Raw genomic sequence first — 25631 nt, 5'->3', positions numbered from 1 at the left:
GTTATGCCTGGGGCTGCAGCGCGGTCTGGTGCTCCAGCAGGGCTTGCAGTACCAGCGCGTCCAGGCCACTGGCTTCGCCTTGCCGAGCGCGTTCCAGGATGAGCTTGCGCATGCGCGGCTCCCAGAATTTGCGCAGGTGGGTGGCGATGCCCTGGCGGGCCTCGGCGGCATCCGGGAAAGACTGGAAGAAGCTGCCAATCTGGTTGGCCATCTGGACGAGGTGGTCGGTGTTCATGGTCACGGCCTTTCGGGTTCACGGCGTGTGCAGGCCGATGCCTTCGGGGTGGAGGCGTTCCGGGTGGGTGTAGGCCACGCAGTCCTGGCCGCGCACAAAGCCTGCCAGGGCGATGCCAGCGGCCAGGGCGGTGTCCACGGCGCGCGCGGTGGGCGCTGACACCGCGGCCAGCACCGAGACGCCGGCCATCGCTGTTTTGTGGACCATCTCGTAGCTGGCCCGGCTGCTGATGGCGATGAAGCCGGTGTCGGGCGCCAGGCGGGCCCGCACCATGGCACCCACGAGCTTGTCCAGGGCGTTGTGGCGACCGACGTCTTCGCGCACCAGCTGCACGGCGCCGTCCAGGTCGCAGAACGCGGCCGCGTGCGTGGCCCCCGTGAGCTGCTGCAGGGGTTGCCAGTCGCGCAGGCTGGCCATGGCGAGCGCCAGTGCCTGTGGGGCGACCGACCGAGGCGTTGGCGTCGGCACAGCGCGGCAGGCGTCGGCCAGGCTGTCGGTGCCGCACAGACCGCAGCCGGTGCGGCCCTCCAAGCTGCGGCGGCGCCCCTTGAGCCGCCAGGCGCAGGCCGAGGACACGGCCATCTGCACCTCGATGCCCTGGGCCATGTGCGGGTCGTCCCCCACGGGCAACACCTCCACGCCGTGCAGCTCGCCCGGGCTCAGCAGCAGGCCTTCGGTCAGGCCGAAGCCGAGCGCGAAGTCTTCGAGGTCTTGCGGGCTGGCCATCATCACGGCGTGCGAGATGCCGTTGAACACCAGGGCCACGGGCACCTCCTCGGCCAGCCAGTCGCTGCGCTGCAGCGCGCCACCGTGCCCCCGGTGCTCGGTGACGTGGACGGCGCGCGCACCCGCGGGTGGCTGCAAGGGGCTGTCGAGGTTCATGGCGTCACGGCGGGGGATTTCGCCCGGGCCAGGTGGTCCATTTGTTCGCGGTTGAAGGCCACGTAGCGTTCCTGCCACTCGGAGGGCTGCGCCACGGCCACGACCTGCACGGCCGTCACCTTGTACTCCGGGCAGTTGGTGGCCCAGTCGGAGGCGTCGGTGGTGATGACGTTGGCGCCCGATTCGGGGAAGTGGAAAGTCGTGTAAACCACGCCCGGTTGCATGCGTTCGCTGACCAGGGCGCGCAGCACGGTGCGGCCCGCGCGGCTTTCGATGCCGACCCAGTCGCCGTCTTTCACGCCACGCTCTTGGGCATCGTGCGGGTGCAGTTCGAGCAGGTCTTCGCTGTGCCAGGCGTTGTTGGCCGTGCGCCGCGTCTGGGCCCCGACGTTGTACTGCGACAGGATGCGGCCCGTGGTCAGCAACAGCGGGAAGCGGCGGGTGACCTTCTCCGAGCTGGCCAGGTACTGCGTCGGGTAGAACTTGCCCTTGCCGCGCACGAAGCGGTCGATGTGCATGGTGGGGGTGCCGGCCTCGTCGGTGTCGTCGTTGCACGGCCACTGCACGCTGCCCAGGCGGTCGATCTTGGCGTAGTTCACGCCGGCGAAGCTGGGCGTGAGCGCGGCGATTTCCGCCATGACCTGCTCGGGGTGGGTGTAGTGCATCGGGTAGCCCAGGGCCTCCGACAGCTTCACCGTGGTCTCCCAGTCGGCGTAGCGCGCCATCGGCGGCATCACCTGGCGCACCCGCGAGATGCGGCGCTCTGCGTTGGTGAAGGTGCCGTCCTTTTCCAGGAACGAGGACCCCGGCAGGAAGACGTGGGCGTACTTGGCCGTCTCGTTGAGGAAGATGTCCTGCACGATGATGCATTCCATCTGCGACAACGCTTCGGCCACGTGCTGGGTGTTGGGGTCGGACTGGACGATGTCCTCGCCCTGGCAGTACAGCGCCTTGAACTCGCCGTCGAGCGCGGCCTCGAACATGTTGGGGATGCGCAAACCCGGCTCGGGGTTCAGCGTCACGCCCCAGGCCTGCTCGAACAGGCTGCGCGTGGTGGTGTCGGAGATGTGGCGGTAGCCCGGCAGCTCGTGCGGGAAGCTGCCCATGTCGCAGCTGCCCTGCACGTTGTTCTGGCCGCGCAGCGGGTTCACGCCCACGCCTTCGCGGCCCACCATGCCACAGGCCATGGCGAGGTTGGCGATGCCCATGACCATGGTCGAGCCTTGCGAGTGCTCGGTCACGCCCAGGCCGTAGTAGATGGCCGAGTTGGGGCCTTGTGCGTACAGCCGGGCAGCGGCGCGCAGCTCGGCGGCGGGCACGCCGGTGTCGGCCTCGAAGGCTTCGGGCGAGTTCTCGGGGCGGGCCACGAAATCGCACCACTGCTGGAAGCTCTTGTCGTCGCAGCGCTCGGCCACATAAGCCTGGTTCACCAGGCCTTCGGTCACGACCACATGGGCCATGGCGGTGATGACGGCCACGTTCGTGCCCGGCTTGAGCGGCAGGTGGTGCTGCGCCTTCACGTGCGGCGAGGCCACCAGGTCGATCTTGCGCGGGTCGATCACGACGAGCTTGGCACCCTGGCGAAGCCGCTTTTTCATGCGCGAGGCGAACACGGGGTGGGCATCGGACGGGTTGGCGCCGATGACCACGATGACGTCGGCGTGTTCCACCGACTTGAAGGTCTGCGTGCCGGCCGAGGTGCCGAAGGTCTGGCCCAAGCCATAGCCGGTGGGCGAGTGGCAGACGCGGGCGCAGGTGTCCACGTTGTTGGTGCCGAAGGCCGCTCGCACCAGCTTCTGCACGAGGTAGGCCTCTTCGTTGGTGCAGCGCGAGGAGGTGATGCCGCCCACCGAGTCACGGCCGTACTTGGCCTGGATGCGTTTGATCTCGGAGGCCGCGTGCGTGAGTGCCACCTCCCAGCTGACTTCCTGCCAGGGCTCGTGGATGCTGGCGCGGATCATGGGCGTGGTGATGCGGTCCTGGTGGGTCGCATAGCCCCAGGCGAAGCGGCCCTTGACGCAGCTGTGGCCTTCGTTGGCCTTGCCGTCTTTCCAGGGCGTCATGCGCACCACGGTGTTGCCCTTCATCTCGGCCTTGAAGCCGCAGCCCACGCCGCAGTAGGCGCAGGTGGTGATGACGCTGTGCTCGGGCTGGCCGTAGAAGGTGACCGTTTTTTCCTGCAGCGTGGCCGTCGGGCAGGCCTCGACGCAGGCGCCGCAGGACACGCACTCGCTGTCCATGAAGGCCTGGTCCTGGCCGGGCGAGACACGGCTCTCGAAGCCACGCCCTGAAATCGTCAGCGCGAAGGTGCCCTGCGTTTCTTCACACGCCCGCACGCAGCGGTTGCAGACGATGCACTTGCTGGCGTCGTAGGTGAAGTAGGGGTTGGACTCGTCTTTCTCGGCATGGCAATGGTGCTCGCCGCTGACGCCGGCCACGTCCTGGCCCGCGGTGCCGTAGCGCACATTGCGCAGGCCCGTCACACCGGCCATGTCCTGCAGTTCGCAGTTGCCGTTGGCGCTGCAGGTCAGGCAGTCCAGCGGGTGGTCGGAGATGTAGAGCTCCATCACGCCCTTGCGGATGTCCTGCAGCTTGGGCGTCTGCGTGTGCACGACCATGCCGGCCTCGGCGGGCGTGGTGCACGAGGCCGGGTAGCCCTTGCGGCCTTCGACTTCCACCAGGCACAGGCGGCAGGAGCCAAAGGGCTCCAGGCTGTCGGTGGCGCAGAGCTTGGGCACGCGCACGCCGGCATCGACCGCCGCGCGCATCAGCGAGGTGCCCTTGGGCACTGCCACCTGTTGGCCGTCGATGGTGAGTGTCACCAGCTCGGTGGACGTGCTGGCGGGCGTGCCGAAGTCGATGTCTTGCTTGAAGTGGTCGAGCATGGGGTGCTCCGTGGCAGGGTCGTCAGGATGGCGACGTGGATGCGGGATGGCGTTCAGGCGGTGGCGGTCGCGGGTTTGCCGGTGGCCGGCGTGGCGTCCAGCCCGAAGTCCGCCGGGTAGTGGTTCAGCGCCGACAGCACGGGGTAGGGCGTCATGCCGCCCATGGCGCACAGGCTGCCGTTCAGCATCGTGTCGCAGAGGTCCCGCAGCAGGTGGACCTGCTGCTCGCGCACTTCGCCGGTGTTGCGGGTGATGCGGTCGATCACTTCCACGCCACGGGTCGAGCCGATGCGGCAGGGCGTGCACTTGCCACAGCTTTCCAGTGCGCAGAAGGCCATGGCGTAGCGCGCCAGCTCGGCCAGGTTGGCCGTCTCGTCGTGCACCACGATGCCGCCATGGCCCACGACCAGGCCGAGCGCGGCGTAGGCCTCGTAGTCCAGTGGCACATCCCATTGCGACGGGGGCACGTAAGCCCCCAGCGGCCCACCGACCTGGATGGCCTTGATGGGCCGGCCGCTGCGCGTACCACCGCCGAAGTCTTCGACCAGCTCGCGCAGCGTCAGGCCGAAAGCCTTCTCGACCAGCCCACCCCGCAGGATGTTGCCGGCCAGCTGGAAGGGCAGCGTGCCCTTGGAGCGGCCCACGCCGAAGTCCTTGTAGAAAGCCGCGCCTTTGGCCAGGATGATGGGCACGCTGGCCAGCGTGATCACGTTGTTGATGACCGTGGGCATGCCGAACAGGCCTTCGATGGCCGGCAGCGGTGGCTTGGCCCGCACGATGCCGCGCTTGCCCTCGATGCTCTCCAGCATGGCGGTTTCTTCGCCGCACACGTAGGAGCCCGCGGCCTTGCGCAGGGTCAGGTGGAAAGCCTGACCGCTGCCGCAGACGTCGTCACCCAGGAAGCCGGCTTGCGTGGCCAGCGCGATGGCCGCATTGAAGGTGTCGATGGCGTGCGGGTACTCCGAGCGCACGTAGACGTAGCCCTGGGTCGCGCCCACGGCCAGTCCGGCGATGGCCATGCCCTCGATGAGCATGAAGGGGTCTCCCTCCAGCGTCATGCGGTCGGAGAAGGTGCCCGAGTCGCCTTCGTCGGCGTTGCAGGCGATGTACTTTTGCGCCGCGGGCGTCTGGCGCACCGTGCGCCATTTGATGCCCGTGGGGAAGGCCGCGCCGCCGCGACCGCGCAGGCCCGAGTCCAGCACCTCCTGCACCACCGCCTCGCCACCCAGGGCGATGGCACGGCGCAGGCCGGCCCAGCCACCGTGGGCTTCGTGGTCTGCCAGCGACAGCGGGTCGGTCAGGCCCATGCGGGCGAAGGTCAGGCGTTCCTGCTTGGCCAGCCAAGGCAGCTGCTCGGTCAGGCCCAGGCTCAGCGGGTGCGACTGCGCGTGCGTGCTGCCGTCCAGCAGGCCCGCGTCCAGCAGGGCGCCGACGTCGTCGGCTTCCACGGGCCCGAAGGCCATGCGGCCTTGGGGCGTGGCCACCTCGACCAGCGTCTCCAGCCAGAACATGCCGCGAGAGCTGTTGCGCACCAAGTGCAGCCCGATGCCGCGTGCAGTGCAAGCCTCGGTCAAAGCCTGGGCGACCTCGTCGGCACCGACGGCGAGTGCGGCCGAATCGCGCGGCACGAACACGGTGACGGGGGCTTGGCTCACGGGCTCACCTCCAGTTGCTTGAGCAGCTTGTCCAGCTTGGCGGGCGTCATGCGGGCGTGGACGCGGTCATCGATCTGCACCGAAGGAGCGCTGGCGCACAGGCCCAGGCAGTAGGCGGATTCGAGCGTCACCACCCCGTCGGCGCGGGTGGTGTGCTCGGCGCAACCCATGACGGCTTGGGCGTGCTGCATCAGCGCTTCCGAGCCGCAGGAGCGGCAAGCTTCGGCGCGACAGATGTGCACGACGTGGCGCCCCGGCGGCGTGCTGCGGAAGTGGTGGTAGTAGGTGATGACGCCATGCACTTCGGCACGCGACAGGTTCATGCCTTTGGCGATCAGGGGCACCGCGTCGGGGGGCACGAAGCCGCAGGTGTCCTGGATCGCGTGCAACAGCGGCATGAGGCCGCCAGGCATGTCGGCGTGTACCGCGATGAGCCGGCGAACCTCGGCCTCACGCGGGATGTCGGTCAGCGAAGTCATGGCATGCACCACCTGTCAGGTCACGGGTCAGTTGAAGAACTTGGCCACGCTCAGCGCGGTGCGATAGACGCCCCAGGCCAGCGGGATGCCCACGCCCAGCCAGGCCAGCAGGACGATGGCGCTGCTCGTCTGGCCAGCCGCGCCGGAGCCCGCGCCGACCTCGCTGGCCGCGGCCTTCTCGTGCGCCAGGCGCTTTTCCTCGGCCAGTTCGGCATCGGTCATGAAGTGCTTGGGGTCCAGCGGGCGCACCATCAGGTTGCACAGCAGGCCCACCACCAGCATGCCCACCAGGATGTACATGGTCTGGTTGTAAACCTGCTCGCGCGGCAGGCCCAGGCCGATCTGGTAGTCGCGCATGTAGTTCACCACCACGGGCCCCAGGATGCCGGCCGTGGCCCAGGCCGTGAGCAGGCGGCCATGGATGGCGCCCACCATCTGCGTGCCGAACAGGTCGGCCAGGTAGGCCGGCACCGTGGCGAAGCCGCCGCCGTACATGCTCAGGATGACGCAGAAGGCGCCCACAAACAGCAGCTTGTTGCCGCCCAGCGCACTGGCCGGCACGCTGGCGTACATCAGGCCGCCCAGCACGAAGAAGACGATGTAGGTGAGCTTGCGGCCCAGTTTGTCTGACAGGCTGGCCCAGAAGAAGCGGCCACCGATGTTGAACAGGCTCAGCAGGGCGGTGAAGCCCGCGGCCACCACGGCGATGTCCTTGAGCTGGGCCTTGTCGAGGTCCTTGAACTTCGCGGCCACGCCGATCAGGCTGCCGCCGAACACCTCTTGCAGCATCGGGCTGGCCATGCCGATCACGCCGATGCCGGCCGACACGTTCATGCACAGCACCATCCACACCAGCCAGAACTGCGGGATGCCCCACACCTTCTTCACGTGCACGTGCTTGGAGGTGATCATGGCGTTGCCCGTCTGGGCTGCCGGGGGCGTCCAGCCTGCGGGCTTCCAGCCGGTGGCGGGCACGCGGTAGCCGAGCGCGCCGGCCATCATGAACACGAAGTAGATCAGGGCCATGACGACGAAGGTCAAGGCCACGCCCACGTTGGTGTCGGTGGCGAAGCGCTTCATCAGCTCGGCGGCGAGCGGCGAGCCGATCATGGCGCCACCGCCGAAGCCCATGATGGCCATGCCCGTGGCCATGCCGCGGCGGTCAGGGAACCACTTGATCAGGGTGCTGACCGGCGAGATGTAGCCCAGGCCCAGCCCGATGCCACCGATCACGCCCGAGCCCAGCAGCATCAGCCAGAACTGGTGCAGGTGCACGCCGAGGGCCGAGATCAGCATGCCGCCGCACCAGCACACCGCGCTGACCACGCCCGCCTTGCGCGGACCGGCGCGTTCCAGCCAGCCGCCCCACAGCGCGGCCGAGCTGCCCAGCAGCACGAAAAACAGGGTGTACATCCAGCCCAGCGTGGAGACCTTCCAGTCGCAGGTGGTGGTGAACAGTTCGGCGAAGAAGCCAACGTTGGCGCCGCACTGGAGGGGCTCCTTGATGCCCAGTGCCTTGGACAGCGGCAGCCAGAACACCGAAAAGCCATAGGCCATGCCGATGCACAAGTGGATGGCGAGCGCAGCCGGTGGCACCAGCCAGCGGTTGAAGCCGGACCCCGCAATGATGCGTTCCTTGTCGAGGAAGCCGGCCTGGGTGGCCGGCGGTCCGGAGGGGTTGCCGAGCGCTTCGATCGCCATGTTGTCTCCTGCAGGCGGACAGCCCGTCACGCTGGGTGGATGTTGTTCATATGCTTTGACAGCACACCATGCATCTTAGGGGTTGTCGTCTTTCACTCATAGATGGGGATATCCACGAAACTGTTCGATGTGTGAAAGCATATATTTCATGCTGTTGACAGCATAACTTTGGCCTGCCTTGCACACCGTTTCCATCACCCCTCACTGGACCATCACCGACGACAGCGGTCAGCAGTTGTCGCCGCGCTTGCTGAGCTTGCTGGCCGAGGTGCAGGAGCACGGCAGCCTCTCGGGCGCCTGCAAGCACACGGGCGCGTCTTACCGGCACGCGTGGAACCTCGTCCGCCAGGGGCAGGCGCAGCTCGGCATGCCCCTGCTCAACATGGACCGCGGCAAGGGCTCGACCCTCACCCCCTTGGCCGAGCGCCTGGTCTGGGCGGGGCACCGCATCCAGGCGCGCCTCTCGCCCACGCTGGAGAGCCTGGCCTCCGAGCTGGAAGCCGAACTCGGCCGGGTGCTGTCCGCAGGCGCCACCGGCCTGCGCGTGCATGCCAGCCACGGCTTCGCGGTGGAAAAACTCCTCGAGGTGCTGGCCCAGCGTGGCGAGCGCATCGACCGCAAGTACGTGGGCAGCCAGGAGGGCGTCGCCTCCTTGCACGCGGGCTCGTGCGACCTGGCGGGCTTCCACGTGCCGCAGGGTGTGTTCGAGGACGTGGCCTTGCAGCACTACGCACAGTGGTTGAGCCCCAAGCACAGCCGCGTCATCCACATGGCCACGCGCCGTCAGGGCCTGTTCGTGGCGCATGGCAACCCGCTGGAAATCTACGGCGTGCAGGACCTGGCGCGCAAGGGCGTGCGCTTCGTCAACCGCCAGCCCAGTTCGGGCACGCGCTTCCTGCTGGAGTGCTGCCTGCGCCAGGCGAAAGTGCCGACCAGCCAGATTGCCGGCTGGGAGCTGGCCGAGTTCACGCACGCGGCGGTGGCGGCCTACGTGGCCAGCGGCATGGCCGATGTGGGCTTCGGGGTCGAGCCACCGGCGCGCCGCTTCAAGCTGGACTTCGTGCCCGTGGCCACCGAGCGCTATTTTTTCCTGTGCCGCGATGCCGATTTGCAGCGCCCCGAGCTGCAGGCGGTGCTGGAGGTGATGCGCGGTGAGGCCTTCCACGCCGTGGTCAATGCCCTGCCGGGTTACTCGGCCGTCAAGTGCGGGCAGGTCGAGACCTTGCAGAAAGCGTTTCCCCAGATGGCGTCGGGGCGTCGCCGCTGAGCCACGCGCGTGGCGCGTCTGGGTGGCTTGGGTGACTGGCCGTTCGTGAGGGCTGCACGCTTTGCGGGCTTGTCTTGATTGACAGGCGCATGCCCCGCTTCGAACATCCGACACTGTGGCGTTGGCTGTCAAGCCAGTGCGCTGGCGGGCCACACCGCTTTCTCCGTGGTGCTCGAACCTCTTCACATGCCCTTCGACAGCCTGGTCCTCAAGAACATCGCGATGTCGCGCTCCGACATGACGGGCCGCCTCGCGGGGCTGCATGACATCGTTCGGGCCCGTCACCCTGCCGTCAACCGCATCGCACTGGTGCTGTACGAACCCGCCAAAGACTTGCTGCGCACCTTCGCCAGCAGTTCGGACGACGGCCAGCCGCTGCGCCACTACGAGGTCCACCTGGCGGCTGTGCCCTCCCTGCGTACGCTGGCGGCCGAGCACATCCCCCGTGTCATCGACAACATGGACCTCGCCCTGAGCGAGCCCTCCTTGCACTCGCTGTGGCTCAAGTCCCAGTCTTACCAGAGCAGCTACACGGTGCCGGTGTACGCCGGCAACCGCCTGTCGGCTTTCCTGTTCTTCGACTCCCGCCAGCCCGGGGCCTTCACGCCCGACATCACCACCGACCTTGACGTCATCGCCGACATCCTGGCCCAGCTCTATGTGCTGCGCATGGCGGCGGTCAACACGCTGGTGGGTGCGGTCGATGTGGCCAAGGGCCTGGCCCGCATGCGCGACGTGGAAACCGGCGCGCACCTGGAGCGCATGGCCGGCTACTCCCGCCTGATCGCCGTGGCGCTGGCCGACAGCCTGGGCCTGAGCGACGAGTTCATCGAGTACCTGCACCTGTTCGCGCCGCTGCACGACATCGGCAAGGTGGGGATTCCCGATCGCATCCTGCTCAAGCCGGGCAAGCTGGACGACGAGGAGCGGCGCTGCATGCAGCAGCACGTGCCGGTGGGGGTGCAGCTGGCGCGCAACATCGTCAGCGACCTGGGCATCGACAACGACCTCGCTGCGTCGGTGATGCTCAATGTGGTGGCGCACCACCACGAGCGCGGTGATGGTTCGGGCTACCCGCAGGGGCTGATGCTGGACGACATCCCCATCGAGGCGCGCATCGTGGCGGTGGCGGATGTCTATGACGCGATCTCATCGACGCGGCCGTACAAGCGGGCATGGTCGGAGGCCGAGTGCGTGGCCGAGTTGCGCCGCGAAGCAGCCTTGCACCGCCTGGACGCGCGCTGCGTGGAGGCCTTGATCGCGGCAGAGGCGGACCGCACGCGCATCCGACAAGAGCTGTCGGATGGCGACGATCTGCCTGCCACGCTGGCCGCATCGGGTTGAGCGCCGCCGGGGCGCTGCACCTCTTCACCGGGACGTCAGGCCTTCAGGACTTGGTCGGTTGCGCCGCCGCAGGCTGACCAGGGGGCGTGGGTGCCCAGCCGCCGCCCAGCGAGCGGATCAGCCCGATGGTGCCGGTGGCCCAGGCGCCACGCAGTTGCACGGCCTGGCGTTCCACCGCCAGCAGGCTGCGCTGGGTGTCGAGCAGCGTGAGGTAGCTGTCTTCCCCGGCGCGGTAGCGCTTGTCGGCCAGTTCGGCCGAGCGGCGCGCGGCCACCACGGCTTCGCTCAGCGAGAGGGTCTGTGCGCGCACGCTGCCCAGGCCCGAGAGCTTGTCTTCCACATCGCCGAACGCGCCCAGCACGGTCTGGCGGTAGTCGGCCACCGACTCTTCCAGCACGGCCTCGGCGCGGTTGACGCCCGCGCGGTTGCGACCGCCATCGAAGATCGGCATCGACAGCACGGCATTGGCCACCCAGCTGCGCGCGCTCCACAGGAACAGGTCGCGCAGCTCGTAGGAGGCAAAGCCGCCATCGGCCGTCAGGCGCAGCGCCGGGAACAGGGCCGAGCGGGCCTGGCCCACGCGGGCGGTGGCGGCCATCATGCGGGCTTGCGCGGCGGCCACGTCGGGGCGGCGCTCCAGCAGGGCCGAGGGCAGGCCGGCCGGCACCAGGGGCACGCGCGCATCGGCGGGCAGCGGCTGTGCGGCCAGGCCGAAGGCGGCAGGGGGCTGGCCCAGCAACACGGCCAGGGCGTGCTCGGTGCGGGCACGTTCGCCGCGCTGGGCTTGCAGGTCGGCCTGGGTGGTGGCCAGCTCGGTGTGGGCCCGGGCCACGTCCAGCTCGGAGACATCGCCCGCGGCCAGGCGGCGTTGCGCCAGTTGCAGGCTCTGCTCGCGCAGGGAGGCTGTTTGCGTCAGCAGCGCGACCACGGCGTCCAGCGTGCGCAGCTGGAAGTAGGTCTGTGCCACATCGGCTTGCAGGCTGAGCAGCACCGAGCGGTGGTTGGCCTGCGAGGCCAGGGCATCGGCCTCGGCGGCCTGCACGCTGTTGGCCACGCGCTGGAACAGGTCCACCTCGTAGCTGGCGGACAGGCCCGCTTGCCACAGGCTGCTGGGCGCGATGTTCTGGTCGGCGCTCAGGCCTTGCTCGGCCGCAGACGGCTTCTGGCGGGCCACGCCCGCGCTCACGCCCAGCTGTGGCAGGCGGCTGGCCTGGCTGCTGCTGAGCAGGGCGCGCGCGGCCTTGACGCGGGCGGCGGCCACGGCCAGGCCGGGGTTGGCGGCTTCGGCCTGCTGTTCCAGCTGGTTGAGGGTGGGGTCACCGAAGGTTTCCCACCAGGCGCCGCGGGCTTGCGCCTCGGAGGGCTCGGCGGGCTTCCAGCGGCTGCCGTCGGCCGCTGGCTGGGCCAGGTCGGTGGCTTGAGCGGCGGCCAGCGCGGAGGCTTCCTTGTAGGCCTCGGGCATGGCGATGCGGGCGTCGGGCCTGGCCGGGGCGGTGTTGCAGCCGGCCAGCACGAGGGTGGCCAGCACGGCCGCCGCCGTGGCGGTGAAGGCGTGCGTGCGCTGGCGTGGGCGTGTGGTGGGCGTCGATGGCATCGTCACTGGCAAGGTCACAGGGCCTTGGGGCAGAGAGAGGGAATGGGTCATGGTGCCTCCGGAGCGGGCAGGTCGTGGGTGGCTGCGGTGGTGGTCGTGGCGGTCTTGGAGGAAGGCTGCTGACCCTCCAGCTTCACGGCCAACTTGCGCAGCAGCACGTAGAACACGGGGGTGAGGAAGAGGCCGAACAGCGTCACGCCCAACATGCCGGAGAACACGGCCACGCCCATGGCATGGCGCATCTCCGAGCCAGCGCCGGTGGACAGCACCAGCGGCACCACGCCCATGATGAAAGCGATCGACGTCATCAGGATGGGGCGCAGGCGCAGCTTGCTGGCCTCCAGCGCAGCTTCAACGATGCTGCGTCCGTGGTGCTCCAGCTCGCGGGCGAATTCCACGATCAGGATGGCGTTCTTCGCCGACAGCCCCACCAGCACGAACAGCGCGATCTGCGTGAAGATGTTGTTGTCGCCGTGGGTGAGATAGACCCCCGCCAGCGCGCACAGGATGGACATCGGCACGATCAGGATCACGGCCAGCGGCAGCGTCCAGCTTTCGTACTGCGCGGCCAGCACCAGGAAGACCAGCAGCACGCACAGCGGGAACACATAGACCAGCGTGTTGCCCGCCAGGATCTCCTGGTAGGTCAGGTCGGTCCATTCCATGCCGACGCCTTTGGGCAGCACTTCGGCGGCGATGCGCTCCATCGCGGCCTGGGCCTGGCCCGAAGACACGCCTGGGGCGGGGCCACCATTGATGTCGGCCGAGACGTAGGCGTTGTAGCGCTGCACGCGGTCCGGGCCGTACGAATCCGACATCTTCAGCAGGCTGCCCAGCGGGATCATCTCGCCGGAGTTGCTGCGCACCTTGAGGTTGGCGATGCTGTCGGGCGAGGCGCGGTAAGGCGCGTCCGCCTGCACCACCACCTGGAAGGTGCGGCCGAACTTGTTGAAGTCGTTGGTGTAGAGCGAGCCCAGGTTGATCTGCAGCGTGTTGAAGATGCTGGAGAGCGGCACGCCCAGCTGCTTGGCCTTGGTGCGGTCCACGTCGGCGAACAGCTGCGGCACGTTGATCTGGAAGCTGCTGAACACGCCGGCCAGCTCGGGCGTCTGCCAGGCCTTCATCTGCAGGGCCTGTGTGGCCTTGTAGAGCTCGTCGTAGCCCACGTTGCCGCGGTCTTCGAGGAAGAGTTTGAAGCCGCCGATGGTGCCCAGGCCTTCCACCGCGGGCGGCGGGAAGACCATGATGAAGGCGTCCTGGATGGCACCCAGGCGCTTGTTGACCTCGGCCGCGATCTCGTTGCCCGACAGGCCGGGGCCCTTGCGCTTGGCGAAGTCGTCCAGCGTGTAGAACACGATGCCGGCGTTGGGCGCATTGGTGAAGCCGTTGATGGACAGGCCGGGGAAGGCCACGGCATTGGCCACACCCGGCACCGATTGGGCGATGTCCGTCATGCGGCGGATGACCGCGTCGGTGCGCTCCAGCGAGGCCGCATCGGGCAGCTGCGCGAAGCCCACCAGGTACTGCTTGTCTTGCGCCGGCACGAAGCCCGAGGGCACGGCCTTGAAGACGAAGAAGGCGCCCACGCACAGCAGCAGATAGACGCCCATGGTGGCCGTCTTGTGCCTGAGCGTGCCGCCCACGCCGCCTTGGTAGCGGTGCGAGGCCCGGTCAAAGACGCGGTTGAATCGCTTGAAGAAGCCGCCCAGCACCGCGTCCATGCCGCGCGAGAGGGCGTCTTTTGGCGCATCGTGCGGCTTGAGCAGCGCAGCGGCCAGGGCTGGCGACAGGGTCAGCGAGTTGAAGGCCGAGATCACGGTGGAGATGGCGATGGTCATCGCGAACTGCTTGTAGAACTGGCCCGTCAGGCCCGCCACATACGCGATCGGCACGAACACGGCGCACAGCACCAGCGCGATGGCGATGATGGGCCCGGAGACCTCCTTCATGGCCTGGATGGTGGCCTCGCGCGGCGTCAGGCCGTTGGCGATGTTGCGCTCGACGTTCTCCACCACCACGATGGCGTCGTCCACCACGATGCCGATGGCCAGCACCAGACCGAACAGCGACAGCGTGTTGATCGAGAAGCCGAAGGCCAGCAGCACGGCGAAGGTGCCGACGATGGACACGGGCACCGCCAACAGCGGGATCAGCGAAGCGCGCCAGGTCTGCAGGAAGACGATGACCACCAGCACCACCAGGGCCACGGCCTCGATCAGGGTCTTGACCACGGCATCGATGGACGCGCTCACGAACTGCGTCGGGTCATAAACGATGTCGAAGTCCACGTCGCTGGGGAAGTCCTTCTTCAGCTCGGCCATGAGCTTGCGCACATCGGCCGACAGCTGCAGCGCGTTGGCATTCGGCGCCTCGAAGATGCCCATGCCGATGGCCGGCTTGTTGTTGAGCAGCGAGCGCAGCGCGTACTGGTTGGCGCCCAGTTCGATGCGGGCCACGTCACGCAGGCGGGTGATGCCGCCGTCGGCGTTCGTCTTGACGATGATGTTGCCGAACTCTTCCTCGGTCTGCAGGCGCCCCGAGGCGTTCACCGACAGCTGGAACGGCGCCTTGGTGTCGGGCGGTGCGCCGATCACGCCGGCGGCCACTTGCACGTTCTGCTCGCGGATGGCGGCCACCACGTCGCCGGCCGTCAGGCTGCGCTGGGCCACTTTCTGCGGGTCCAGCCAGATGCGCATGGCGTAGTCGCCCGCGCCGAACACCTGCACGTCGCCCATGCCGCTCAGGCGCGCCAGGCGGTCCTTCACGTTGAGCGTGGCGTAGTTGCGCAGATAGACGTCGTCGTAGCTGCCCTTGGGCGACAGCAGGTGGACCACCATCGTCAGGTTGGGCGAGCTCTTGATGGTCGTCACACCGATCTGGCGGACCTCCTCGGGCAGGCGCGGCAAGGCGCGCTGCACGCGGTTTTGCACCTGGGTCTGGGCCTGGTCCACGTCGGTGCCGATCTTGAAGGTCACCGTCAGCGTCAGGGCGCCGTCGGTGGTGGCCTGCGAGGACATGTACAGCATGTGCTCGACGCCGTTGATCTGCTCTTCCAGCGGCGCGGCCACGGTTTCGGCGATCACCTTGGGGTTGGCGCCGGGGAACTGCGCGCGCACCACCACGGAGGGCGGCACCACTTCCGGGTACTCGGAGATGGGCAGTCGCACGATGGCGATGGTGCCCGCGATGAAGATGAGGATGGACAGCACGGCCGCGAAGATCGGCCGGTCCACGAAGAAGCGTGAGAAGTTCATGGTGTGGGCCTCACTTGGCGGCGGTGGCGGCTGAGGCGGCAGACGTTGGGGCGGCAGAGGCTGCCGGGCCGCTCATGGGCACCAGCTGCGGCGCCACGGGCGCGCCAGGGCGCACGCGTTGCAGGCCATCGACGATGACGCGCTCGCCGGCCTTCAGGCCCGCGGTGATGACGCGCAGGTCGCCGACCTGGGTGCCGAGCTGGACGGGTCGGTAGGCGGGCTGGTTCTTGTCATCGACCACCCAGACGAACTTGCGGTTCTGGTCGGTGCCGATGGCGCGCTCGGCCACCAGGGCAGACGGCGCGCCGGCCTGGTTGTCGTTGCCGATCTGCACCTTGGCGAACAGGCCGGGCGTGAGCAGGCCGTCCTTGTTGTCCACCACGGCGCGCATGCGCACGCTGCCGGCCTGCGGGTCGATCTGGTTGTCCACGAACTCCAGGCGGCCCTCGTGCGGGAAGCCGTCTTCGTTGGCCAGGCCCAAGCGCACCTTCAGCGCCTTGGGGTTGCTGCGGGCCAGCTTGCCCACTTGCAGGAAAGTGCCTTCGTCGCCGTTGAAGCTCACGTACATCGGGTTGGCCGACACCAGCGTGGTCAGCACCGTGTTGCCGTCCACCAGGTTGCCGGTGGTGACTTCGGCCTTGCCGACGCGGCCGTCGAAGGGCGCGCGCACCTGCGTCCATTCCAGGTTCAGGCGGGCCGATTGCAGCGAGGCCTTGTCGGCGCGGGCGGCGGCTTCCAGCTGGCGGGCGGTGGACTGGCGCTCGTCGTGGTCGCGCTGGGCGATGGCGTTGTCGGCCAGCAGGCGCTGTGCACGCACCAGCTCGGCCTGGGCCAGCTCGGCCTTCAGTTGCGAGCTGGCGGCGGCGGCTTCCAGGCGCGCTGCCTCGGCCTGGTAGGGGCGAGGGTCGATGACGAAGAGCACATCGCCCTTGCGCACCAGCGCGCCGGGCTGCAGGCGCACCTGCTCGACGGTGCCGGCCACCCGCGGACGCAGCTGGGCGCGCTCGATGGCCTCGATGACGCCGGAGAAGCTGCGCTCCTGCGTCACCTGGCGGGTGATGACCTCGGCCACGCTCACGGGCGCGGCTTGCGGGGCCTGGGGCGCGGCGGCCTGGGCGGTTTGTTCCTTGCCGCAGCCGCTCAGGCTCAGAGCGCCTGCGCTCACGATGCCGATGGTGATGGCGGTGGCGATGGCCTGGGCCACGGGGCGCAAGCGGGCACGTGCACGGGTGTGGAGATCGGGGCGGGATGTGGCGTTCATGGTTGAGCTCCCTTGGCGGATGTGTTGGGTGTGCTGGATGTGGCAGGCGGATGGGCGTTCTGGGCGATGTCGGCCAGAAAGCGTTTCATGGCGAGGATGCAGGGGTCGTCGGCGGTGATCTCGCAGCGGTCCTGGTTGTCCTTGACGTCGGCAGGGGGGAGGGCGATGTCGCTGGCGTGGTTGCCCGCTTGGCGCAGCTTGTCGGCGTAGGCCACGGCCTCGTCGGCGAGGGGGTCGCCCTCGGTGTGGAAGATCAGGGCCGGTGGCAGCTCGCCCAGGCGGCGCGCTTTCAGCGGGCTGGCGTAGGGGTGGAGGCGGTCGGCCGGACGGGGCAGGTAGCGGCGGTAGCTGTCGGCCAGGGTGCGGGCCATGCTGCCGCCGTCCTGGGCGTCTTCGGCGCAGCGCATGGAGTGGCATCCCAGGCTGGCGTCGAGCATGGGCATCACCAGGATCTGCCCGGCCAGCGGCGGGCCATGGCGGTCGCGGCTGACCAGGGCCGACACCGCGGCCAGGTTGCCGCCGGCTTCCACGCCACCCACGAACAGGTGCGTGCCCTTCCACCCCAGCAGGCGCTTGTGCGCGCTGACCTGTCCCAGCACCGCGTGGGCGTCCTCGACCGCGGCAGGGAAGGGGCGCTCGGGCGCCAGGGCGTAACTCGGGGCCAGCACATGGACCTCGCAGGCATCGGCCACCACCCGCAGGCAGTGATCGGCTTCTTCGAGGTCGTCCACCAAAAAGCCGCCCGGGTGGAAAAACACCAGCAGGCTGCCGCAAGCCACCGGGTGAGCGGGCGACTTGTAGAGCTTGAGGTGCAGCGGGCCGCTGTGGCCGGACCAGTCGAACTGGGCATCGGCCGAGGCGTTGGGGCCCGACGTGCAGGAATCAGTGGACATGGCGCAGGCAGGGGAGTGGGGACATCGTGGGCTGCACTTTATTGACTTTCTTTTATTCAATAAACTGCCTGTCATTGAAATCACTGTTCAGGAATTTGAACAATGGACAAGCTCAAGGCCTTCGAAGCCTTCGTCAAGGTGGTGGACACCGGCGGTTTCACGCGTGCCGGTGAGGCCCTGGGCATGCCCAAGGCAACGGTGTCCACCCTGGTGCAGGACCTGGAGGCCCAACTCGGCACCCGGCTGCTGCACCGCTCGACCCGCCGCGTCACGCTGACGGCCGATGGCGCCGCCTACTACGAGCGCTGCGTGCAGGTGCTCGACGATGTGCGCGAGGCCGACGAGTCGGTCTCGTCCCGCCAAGGCGCGCCCAGCGGCCGGCTGCGCGTGGACATGACCTCGGCCATGGCCCGCTACCTGGTGCGCGAAGCCGTGCCCGATTTCCTGCGCCGTCACCCCGGCATCGCGCTGGAGCTGGGCTGCACCGACCGCCCCATCAACCTCGTGAGCGAGGGCGTGGACTGCGTCATCCGCATCGGGGCCATTCAGGACTCGGCCATGGCGGCACGGCGCATCGGCTCCATGCGCTTTCTGACCTGCGCGGCGCCGTCCTACCTCACCGAGCACGGCGTGCCGATACACCCGCAGGAACTGCGCCGCCACCGCTGGATCAACTACTTCGATGGCAGCGGCGTGGTGGGCTGGGATTTCACAAAGGACGGCGAACGCCTGGCGCTGAAGTTCGACGGCGGCCTCGCCCTCAACGACTCCAACGTCTATGAAGATGCCTGCGTGGCCGGGCTGGGCGTGGGCCAGCTGCCCGCCTTCCTGGTGGAGTGGCACGAACGCGCCGGTCGCCTCGTGCCCCTGCTGGCCGACTGGCAGGTCGAGTCATTCCCGGTGCACGCCATCTACCCATCCAGTCGCCACCTGTCCACCAAAGTGCAGGCCTTCGTGGAGTGGGTCGCGGAGGTGTTCGAGGGCATGCCGGCCATGCGCCGCTGAATGCGCCGCTGAAGCCGCGCAGCGCGTTCAACCTGCCTGGCGGCGCCGCAATTCGCAGAACAGGCCCGACTGGTCCAGATCGCCCATGCCGTGGTCGGCGGCATCGGCATAAAGCCCTCTCAGCGCTTCGGTGATGGGCGCGTCGAAGGCCATCTCGCCAGCCGTGTGCAGGGCGTTGCGCAGGTCCTTGAGCTGGATGGCCAGCGAGCCGCGCTTGGCGAAATCCCCCTCGACCATGCGCTGCCCATGCACTTCCAGGATGCGGCTTTCGGCAAAGCCACCGCGCAGCGCCTCCCGCACTTTTGCCGGGTCGGCCCCGCCCCGCTCGACCAGCAGCAGCGCCTCGGCCACCGCGCCGATGGTGATGCCCACGATCATCTGGTTGGCCAGCTTGGCCAGTTGCCCCGAACCGGCCGGGCCGACGTGCACCGGCCGCCCCAGCGCCGACAGCACCGGCACGGCCGCGTCGAAGTCGGCCGCAGCGCCACCGACCATGATGGCCAGCGTGCCCGCCTGCGCCCCCAGCGTGCCGCCCGAGACCGGCGCGTCCAGCACGCGCAGGCCGCGGGGCGCCAGGTCGCGCGCATGCGCCTGGGCCTGCGCCGGCAGGATGGAGCCCATGTCGATGAACAGGCAACCGGGGCGCATGGCATCGGCCGCCGAGCCGCCGTGCCCCGAAGATTCGAACAGCACCTGGCGCACCACCTCGCCGTTGTCCAGCATGGTGATGACCACGTCGGCGCCCGCCACGGCCGACGCGGGCGTGGCGGCCACCTGCGCGCCATCGCCGACCAGCGCCTCGGCCTTGCTGCGGGTGCGGTTCCAGACGGTGAGGGTGTGGCCGGCCTGCAGCAGGCGGCGGGCCATGGGCTGGCCCATCAGGCCGCAACCCAAAAGAGCGATGTGAGCGACGTGCGAGGGGGTGTTCGACATGGGCGGGAGGCCGCAGCAGCGGCAGGGATTCCGGACTTGCCGTATTGTCCGGGATGCAACAAACAGGCAAGTGGTTAGGCCAATGCCTGTGCGAAATGCCACGACTTTCGCGAAAACCCCAGGTGGATCCCTCGTTTGAAGGACAGCCACATGCTGGAATTTCAGCGAACATCGACACATCGGTCGCCCGGCACCTGTCCGGCGCAGGCGGCCCGGAACTCATTCACACACACATGGCCGATCTCCTCGCTCCGGGTTTGCTGGACGGCACCGCCTTGAACATCGCGGTGCTGCACGCGCTTGACCAGCTGGGCGTGGGCGTCCTGGTCAAGGATTTGTCCACCGGTCGCTACGACCTCGCCAACACCGTGGTCGCCCGCCTGCTGGGCCTGGAAGGCCGCGAACTGGTGGGTGCGCAAGACGCCGACCTCTTCGATGCCACCCTGGCCGTGGCGCTGCGTGCCGCCGACCTGCAGGCCAAGGCCACGCCCGGCGGTGTGATCTCTGAACACAAGCTGGAGTTGGCGGGCGTTCGCCGCGAATTCACCGCCTGGCGCCAGGCCTTCACGCCGGAAGAGGGCGCGAGCAAGCTGGTGTCGGTCTGGCAGGATGTCACCGACGCCAGGCGGCGCGAAGCCCAGCTGCAAGGTGCGCTCGCCCAGCTGGAGCAGCAGCAAAAGGCCAACGAGAACCTGCGCCGTGACGTCGAGGGCAGCCAGGTGCGCGATGCGCTCTCGGGCCTCTACCACCGCGCGCACTTCGAGGAGCAGCTCTGCCGCGAGGCCGACCTCTCCAGCCGCGAGCAGCGCGAATTTGCCCTGGTGGCCATCGCCGTGGACAACATGGACGAGATCCGACAGCACCACGGCCTGGACGGCTGCGAGCGCGTCATCGAATCCCTGGGCCGCCTGCTGCGTGCCGGCACCCGCGCCATGGACGCGCCTTGCCGCCTGGGCGGTGACCGCTTCGTGGTGCTGCTGTCGGGCGTGGGCCTGGCCACGGCGCATTCGCGCATGGAGCAGCTGCGCCGCCAGTGCGCCCAGCACATCGTGGCGCACAACGGCCAGCCCATCCCCTTCACGGTCAGCATGGGCGTGGCCAGCTTCCCGCACACGGCGGGTCTGGTCGATGAGCTCATGCGCAGCGCCGACCGTGCCCTGGCCGGTGCCCGCGAAAAAGGCGGCAACCGCATCGTGCTGGCCAGCATCCAGTTCACGCCAGCCACCTGAGCCCGCGTCGAGCGTTCGGCAAAGCCACACAAAGCAAAGCCACACAAAAAAAACGGCCAGACCCTGTGAAGGTGTCTGGCCGTTGTGCATGCAAGGTCCGCCGGAAACTGGTTGCCGCATTCCTGAACCCAGGGGATTCAGGTGGGCGAGGTCAGCACCACCTCGGGTTCGTCTGACGCGAGACGATCACACCAGTGGGCGATGTTCCAAGCCCTGGCTCTAAGAGCATCGGTTCAAGGAAATAAAAACAACCACGAACCCGACGGACGCTTCCATTCTACGACTTGGCGCGCGGCGTGGGCGAGAAATTGCGCCGATGTCGTCCCCTTTCACAGGGGCTTGCGGTGCACTGACATCGTGTTGTCGCAGGCCGTGGCCAGGGCCTCAAATCAGGTGGCCGTCCTGGCCCAGGGTCTGGTCGAGGCGGGCGATGAGCTGGTCGATGTAGGCGGCGTCGGTGGGGGTGGCTGCGTCGGTGTCCGGGCGGCTGGCCTGTGCGGGCGATGGCGACGGCCCTGCTGCCGGTGCGGCCGCGGCCACCTGCCGTTCGCTGAGCACATAGGCCAGGTTGAGCGCGGCCAGCACGGCGATGCGTTCGCGCGCCTTGAGCTTGCCGCTGTCGCGGATGGCGCACATCTCGCGGTCCACCTGGGCCACGGCCTCGCGCAGGCGCGCCTCACCGCCTTCGGGGCAGCCCAGGCGGTAGCTCTGGCCCATGATGGAGACTTCGATCTGGTTCATGGGGCTCAGGCGTCGGGGGGCTGGGGATGGCCGTGGTCGGCCGCGTCCACGTCATCGGCATCCACGTCGGCGTCCATGCCGGGGTGGGCGCCCGTGGCGGGCAGCGGCAGCTTGTCGAGCAGGGCGTCGATGCGACCGCGGGCGGCGGCCAGGCGCGCGCGCAGGGAGTCGCGCTCCTGCGTGATCACCGTGACTTGCTGGGCCAGCAGGTCGTTGGTGCGTCGCAGCTCTTCGTGGCGCAGCAGGAGCCGTTCGATGCGGTCGGTGAGTTCGTCGATTCTGGACATGGGGCGCGGCCACCTGGAGCGTCGGCAAAGGCGTCGGACGTTGCCGGATTGTAGGCGTGCGCTGGAGGGCGGGGCGCCAGGGCGTAGAATCCGCCCCGTTGGTGCTCGCACCGGTGTTCCGCCGGTGCAGTTAAACGGGAAGCAAGAGGGTCTGCGCATCGCCGATGCCAGCCTGACTTGCGCTGCCCCCGCAACGGTCGGCGGTCGAGCCGTGCAGTGATTGTCCATCGCTGCGTGTGCTCCGCTTGTGTGCTTCAGCCACTGGGTCTTCGGGCCTGGGAAGGTTTCACAGGTCGCATCGCCCAGCCCGGATACCGGCCAGCAAGGGGTTCGATGGCAGCGATGCCGTCGGGCTGTTCCGCCCATGCCTGCGGGGACGCTGGCTCGGGCTCTTGCCTGTCTGTTTCAATCATGTTTTTTGTGAACTCGGTGCGTGTCGCACCCGGGGTGCGTTCGGCCGTGGCCGTGGCGTGTGGTGTGCTGTCTGCTTTGTCGTGGGGCGCGGCGCGGGCCGATGAGGTGGACCCGGTGGTGGTGTCGGCCAGCCGGATGCCGCAGTTGCTGCGCACGGCGCCCATCGGCGCCACCGTCATCACCGCCGAGCAGATCGAGCGCTCGGGCGTGTCGGACGCCAACGAGGCCATCCGCAAGCTGGGCGGCGTGCCCGCCCGCGCGGACCTCACCAATGGCCGCGAGAACAAGATCGACCTGCGCGGCTTTGGCGATGCGGCCAGCCAGAACGTGGTGGTGCTGGTGGATGGCATCCGCCTCAGCGAGAACGAGAACGTCACCGCCCGCCTCAGCGCGATCCCCCTGGACCGCATCGACCGCATCGAGATCGTGCGTGGCAGCAGCAGCGTGATGTGGGGCGAAGGCGCCTCGGCAGGCGCCATCAACGTGATCCTCAAGCAGCCCGAAGGGGCGCGTGACGGCGCAGCGGTGACGTCGGGCCGCGTGCAGGCGGCGGTGGCGTCTTTCGGTGGCCATGAGCTGGGCGCCAGTGGCGAATACGGCATGGGCCCCTGGCTGCTGGACGCTGCCGTGAAACGCGTGCGCGACGGTGGCTGGCGCGAGAACGCCGAGTACCGCCAGGACGTGGGCAGCTTCGGCGCCCAGTTGCGGCTGAAGGACGTGCGCGCAGCGTTTCGCGTGCAGCACGAAGACCAGGCTTCGCGCCTGCCGGGAGCGTTGAGTTTCGAGGATGCACGCCAGCGTCCGCGCAGCACCGACACGCCCAGGGACTACGCCAATGCCAGTGAAATGCGCTACACAACGCAACTCGCGTGGCAGGCCTCACCAGCTTGGGCGCTGCAGTTGGACGCAGGCAAGCGCGAGCGCACATCGGCCTCGCGCTATGTGTCGTTCGGGTCTGCAGAGGTGCGCAGCAACAGCCAGCAGTCGCAGCTGACACCGACCGTGCGCTACGCGCAGGACTTCTCCGGTGTGGATGTGAAGGCTGTCTCGGGCGTGGACCTGCAGGAGTGGCGCTTCGACAAGACCGGCAGCCTGGGCCTGGAGACGGGCACCCAGCGCAACCGCGCTTTCTTTGCGCGTGGCGATGTGGCCCTGCCGACGGCCACGCGCATCAGCGCGGGCTGGCGCAGCGAGACGGTCAACAAGGTGGGCAACTTCCCCGGCACCGGCGGCTCGTTCGGCCTGCCTGCCTCGGTTTACAACCGCGACGATCACCTCTACGCGAGCGAGTTGGGCCTGAGCCAGACCGTGATCCCCGGGTGGGAGGTCTATGGCCGCGCGGCCACGTCCTACCGCCTGGCCAACATCGACGAAAACCGCCTGACGCCCAGCCAGGGCCCACTGCGCCCGCAGCGCAACAGCGACCGCGAAATCGGTGTGAAGTGGGCGCAGGGTGCGCAGTCGGCCACGGTGCGCTACTTCACCCAGAAAACGCGCGACGAAATCGTCTATGACGCTTCGGTCTTTGCGAATGCCAACATCGACCCGACGCAGCGCAAGGGCGTCGAGGCCGAAGGCCGCTGGCAGGCCACGCAGCGCTTGAGCGTGTCGGCCGTGGTGCAGCAGCTCACCGCACGCTTTCGCGAGGGCGTCAATGCGGGCAAAGAGATGGTGCTGGTGGCGCCGCGCTCGGCCACGCTGCGCGCCAGCTGGCGCATCGACGATCACCAGACCCTGGACGCGGGTGTGCAGTTCCTGGCCGCATCGCGCTACAGCGGCGATGAAAGCAACGGTTGCTCGATGCGCGTGCCCTCGTCCACGCTGCTGGACGCGCGCTATGCGTGGTCAGACCGCGACTGGACACTGGCCGTCAGTGGCAACAACCTCACCGACCGCCGTGGCTTCGACTACGGTTACGCTTACACCCTGGACGGCTCGAACCCCTGCGGTGCGAGTGCCACGGTGCGTGGCGTGTACCCCTACGCCGGCCGCAGCCTGAAGCTCGCCGTCACGCGGCGCTTCTGAAGCGTCGCTGGCGCACCCTCGCACCGACCCCAACGTCCATGAGCCCACACCACCTCATCCTCGGCGGCCAGCGCAGCGGCAAGTCGCGCCATGCCGAGCGGCTGGCGCAAGCCTGGTTGCAGCGTTCGCCGCAGCACGGGGTGACGGTGGTGGCCACGGCCATGGTGTCGGACGACGAGATGCGCGAGCGCATCGCGCGGCACCGGCTGGACCGCCCGGCGAGCTTCGATGCCACCGAGGCGCCGCTGGACCTGGCTGGGGCCTTGCGCAGCGTGCGCGACCCGCAGCGCCTGGTGCTCATCGACTGCCTGACGCTGTGGGTGACGAATGTGCTGATGCCCCTGCACGGTGCCGCCGATGCCCGGGCCGACGCCCGAGCCGATGGCTTGGTGGGTGAGGCCGATTGGGCACAGCGCCGGCTGGACCTGCTGGCGGCCCTGCGCGAGCGCGAGGGTCCGGTGGTGCTGGTGTCCAACGAGATCGGCATGGGCGTGATCCCGCTGGGCGCCGGTGTGCGCCGCGTGGTCGATGAACTGGGGCGCCTGCACCAGGACGTGGCCCATTGCTGCGGCCACATCACGCTGATGGCCGCCGGCCAGCCTTTCACGCAGCAGGTGCAGCGTTGGGATTGACGCGGCGCACCGGCCTGAGGGCATGGGCGGCCTCGGTCATGCTGGTGGCCGCCACCGCCACCGCCACTGCCACCGCCACCGCCAAAACACCCACCCCCATCACCCTGGTGGACGACCGCGGCACCCCCGTGACCTTGCCGGCACCGCCGCAGCGCATCGTGTCGCTGCTGCCGTCTTTGACCGAATCCGTGTGCGTGCTGGGCGCTTGCGAGCGCCTGGTGGCGACCGACCGCTGGTCGAACTGGCCCGCGCCAGTGGCCCACCTGCCCAAGCTGGGCGGCCTGGAAGATGCCAACGTGGAGCGCATCGTGGCCCTGCGCCCGGACCTGGTCTTGCTGGCGCCCTCGTCGCGCCTGAGCGCGCGGCTGCGCAGCTTGGGCCTGGCCGTGGCCGAGCTGGACGCCACCGAGCTGGGCCAGGTGCGGCGCGTGCTGGACAAGGTCGCGGCGCTCATCGGCCAGCCGCAGGCCGCAGCCGTGCAGTGGCAGCGCCTGCAGGATGAACTGCGCGTGGCGCGCCTGGCCGTGCCGGAGCGCGCACGCGGCATCGCCGTGTACGTCGAGGTGGGCAGCGCGCCTTACGCGGCGTCCGAGTCTTCCTACATCGGCGAATTGCTGACGCAACTGGGCGCGCGCAATGTGGTGCCCGCTGCGCTGGGGCCTTTCCCCAAGCTGAACCCGGAGTTCGTGGTGAAGGCCCGGCCGGCGCTCATCGTGGTGTCGGCCGGCGAGCGCGCAGGCCTGGCCCAGCGCCCCGGCTGGGCCGCCATGGCGGCGGTGCGGCAGGGCCGCATCTGCGCCTTGTCACCGGCCGACATGGACGTGCTGTCGCGGCCCGGTCCGCGTGTCGGCCAGGCGGCGATGGTGCTGGCCCGTTGCCTGCAGGACCACGCGCCTGCCGCGCCCCGATGACGGC

The 25631-nt window shown here is 68.8% G+C and carries 20 protein-coding genes, 1 other RNA gene and 1 riboswitch; of the genes, 7 read left to right on the top strand and 14 right to left on the bottom strand.

Going from position 1 to position 25631, the window contains the following annotated elements; all coding sequences use genetic code 11:
• Nucleotide 1 precedes the first annotated feature (1 nt).
• The 6 genes from EV672_RS01700 to EV672_RS01675 are packed head-to-tail and all read right to left on the bottom strand — an operon-like array spanning nt 2 to nt 7837.
• On the bottom strand, nt 2-235 hold the full coding sequence (locus EV672_RS01700) for a formate dehydrogenase subunit delta (RefSeq protein WP_133605840.1): 234 nt from the start codon (nt 233-235) through the stop codon (nt 2-4).
• 18 nt (nt 236-253) lie between these two features.
• Complete coding sequence (gene fdhD, locus EV672_RS01695; RefSeq protein WP_133605839.1) at nt 254-1117, bottom strand: formate dehydrogenase accessory sulfurtransferase FdhD; 864 nt, start codon at nt 1115-1117, stop codon at nt 254-256.
• Nucleotides 1114-4002: a formate dehydrogenase subunit alpha gene (gene fdhF, locus EV672_RS01690; RefSeq protein WP_133605838.1), complete on the bottom strand. Its 2889-nt coding sequence runs from the start codon at nt 4000-4002 to the stop codon at nt 1114-1116. Before fdhF ends, fdhD begins: the two co-directional genes overlap by 4 nt.
• Nucleotides 4003-4055: 53 nt before the next feature.
• Nucleotides 4056-5657: a formate dehydrogenase beta subunit gene (locus EV672_RS01685; RefSeq protein ID WP_133605837.1), complete on the bottom strand. Its 1602-nt coding sequence runs from the start codon at nt 5655-5657 to the stop codon at nt 4056-4058.
• Nucleotides 5654-6136, bottom strand: coding sequence for a formate dehydrogenase subunit gamma (locus tag EV672_RS01680; protein ID WP_133605836.1), 483 nt, complete (start codon nt 6134-6136; stop codon nt 5654-5656). The genes EV672_RS01685 and EV672_RS01680 overlap by 4 nt, the downstream gene beginning before the upstream one ends.
• Nucleotides 6137-6163: 27 nt before the next feature.
• Nucleotides 6164-7837, bottom strand: a complete 1674-nt coding sequence (locus tag EV672_RS01675) for an OFA family MFS transporter (RefSeq protein WP_133605835.1) — start codon at nt 7835-7837, stop codon at nt 6164-6166.
• Between the two features lie 178 nt (nt 7838-8015).
• Here EV672_RS01675 and EV672_RS01670 point away from each other — a divergent pair, with 178 nt between their 5' ends.
• Both EV672_RS01670 and EV672_RS01665 read left to right on the top strand, forming a co-directional pair.
• Nucleotides 8016-9104, top strand: coding sequence for a substrate-binding domain-containing protein (locus EV672_RS01670; protein WP_133605834.1), 1089 nt, complete (start codon nt 8016-8018; stop codon nt 9102-9104).
• 186 nt (nt 9105-9290) lie between these two features.
• The gene (locus EV672_RS01665; protein ID WP_133605833.1) at nt 9291-10448 is read left to right on the top strand and encodes an HD-GYP domain-containing protein; all 1158 of its coding nucleotides are present in this window, start codon (nt 9291-9293) and stop codon (nt 10446-10448) included.
• Nucleotides 10449-10491: 43 nt separating this feature from the next.
• Here EV672_RS01665 and EV672_RS01660 read toward each other — a convergent pair whose 3' ends face one another.
• Genes EV672_RS01660 through EV672_RS01645 form a run of 4 tightly spaced genes read right to left on the bottom strand, consistent with a single transcriptional unit; the run spans nt 10492 to nt 17450 of the window.
• Nucleotides 10492-12093: an efflux transporter outer membrane subunit gene (locus tag EV672_RS01660; RefSeq protein WP_243738460.1), complete on the bottom strand. Its 1602-nt coding sequence runs from the start codon at nt 12091-12093 to the stop codon at nt 10492-10494.
• Nucleotides 12090-15296, bottom strand: a complete 3207-nt coding sequence (locus tag EV672_RS01655; protein ID WP_133605832.1) for an efflux RND transporter permease subunit — start codon at nt 15294-15296, stop codon at nt 12090-12092. Before EV672_RS01655 ends, EV672_RS01660 begins: the two co-directional genes overlap by 4 nt.
• A 10-nt stretch (nt 15297-15306) precedes the next feature.
• Nucleotides 15307-16557, bottom strand: coding sequence for an efflux RND transporter periplasmic adaptor subunit (locus tag EV672_RS01650; protein ID WP_133605831.1), 1251 nt, complete (start codon nt 16555-16557; stop codon nt 15307-15309).
• A complete protein-coding gene (locus EV672_RS01645) occupies nt 16554-17450 on the bottom strand; it encodes an alpha/beta hydrolase (protein WP_166643411.1) in 897 nt (298 codons plus the stop codon). The genes EV672_RS01650 and EV672_RS01645 overlap by 4 nt, the downstream gene beginning before the upstream one ends.
• Before the next feature lie 102 nt (nt 17451-17552).
• On the opposite strand from EV672_RS01645, the gene EV672_RS01640 reads away from it, so the two are divergent.
• Entirely contained in the window at nt 17553-18455 is a 903-nt protein-coding gene (locus EV672_RS01640) for a LysR family transcriptional regulator (protein ID WP_133605829.1), read from the top strand.
• Between the two features lie 27 nt (nt 18456-18482).
• Here the strand turns inward: EV672_RS01640 and EV672_RS01635 are convergent, their stop codons facing one another.
• Nucleotides 18483-19388, bottom strand: coding sequence for an NAD(P)-dependent oxidoreductase (locus EV672_RS01635; RefSeq protein WP_133605828.1), 906 nt, complete (start codon nt 19386-19388; stop codon nt 18483-18485).
• 233 nt (nt 19389-19621) lie between these two features.
• Here EV672_RS01635 and EV672_RS01630 point away from each other — a divergent pair, with 233 nt between their 5' ends.
• Nucleotides 19622-20617: a GGDEF domain-containing protein gene (locus tag EV672_RS01630; protein ID WP_166643410.1), complete on the top strand. Its 996-nt coding sequence runs from the start codon at nt 19622-19624 to the stop codon at nt 20615-20617.
• 92 nt (nt 20618-20709) lie between these two features.
• Here the strand turns inward: EV672_RS01630 and ssrS are convergent.
• From ssrS to EV672_RS18920, 3 genes are all read right to left on the bottom strand, one after another.
• A non-coding RNA gene (gene ssrS / locus EV672_RS19330) (6S RNA) lies at nt 20710-20887 on the bottom strand.
• A gap of 114 nt (nt 20888-21001) precedes the next feature.
• Complete coding sequence (locus EV672_RS01625; protein ID WP_133605826.1) at nt 21002-21358, bottom strand: cell division protein ZapA; 357 nt, start codon at nt 21356-21358, stop codon at nt 21002-21004.
• Nucleotides 21359-21363: 5 nt separating this feature from the next.
• Nucleotides 21364-21645, bottom strand: coding sequence for a cell division protein ZapB (locus EV672_RS18920; RefSeq protein ID WP_243738459.1), 282 nt, complete (start codon nt 21643-21645; stop codon nt 21364-21366).
• An 84-nt stretch (nt 21646-21729) separates the two neighbouring features.
• Nucleotides 21730-21982, top strand: a riboswitch (cobalamin riboswitch).
• Between the two features lie 74 nt (nt 21983-22056).
• On the opposite strand from EV672_RS18920, the gene EV672_RS01615 reads away from it, so the two are divergent.
• The 3 genes from EV672_RS01615 to EV672_RS01605 are packed head-to-tail and all read left to right on the top strand — an operon-like array spanning nt 22057 to nt 25627.
• Nucleotides 22057-24084, top strand: coding sequence for a TonB-dependent receptor (locus tag EV672_RS01615; RefSeq protein ID WP_166643409.1), 2028 nt, complete (start codon nt 22057-22059; stop codon nt 24082-24084).
• A gap of 38 nt (nt 24085-24122) precedes the next feature.
• On the top strand, nt 24123-24716 hold the full coding sequence (gene cobU, locus EV672_RS01610) for a bifunctional adenosylcobinamide kinase/adenosylcobinamide-phosphate guanylyltransferase (RefSeq protein ID WP_133605824.1): 594 nt from the start codon (nt 24123-24125) through the stop codon (nt 24714-24716).
• The gene (locus EV672_RS01605) at nt 24707-25627 is read left to right on the top strand and encodes an ABC transporter substrate-binding protein (RefSeq protein ID WP_243738458.1); all 921 of its coding nucleotides are present in this window, start codon (nt 24707-24709) and stop codon (nt 25625-25627) included. The genes cobU and EV672_RS01605 overlap by 10 nt, the downstream gene beginning before the upstream one ends.
• Nucleotides 25628-25631: the final 4 nt, after the last annotated feature.

This window comes from Aquabacterium commune (genome assembly GCF_004362855.1).
Taxonomy (GTDB): Bacteria; Pseudomonadota; Gammaproteobacteria; order Burkholderiales; family Burkholderiaceae_C; genus Aquabacterium; species Aquabacterium commune.
Note: the sequence above shows the minus strand (reverse complement) of the source record. Positions and strands in the feature narration are given on the sequence as shown.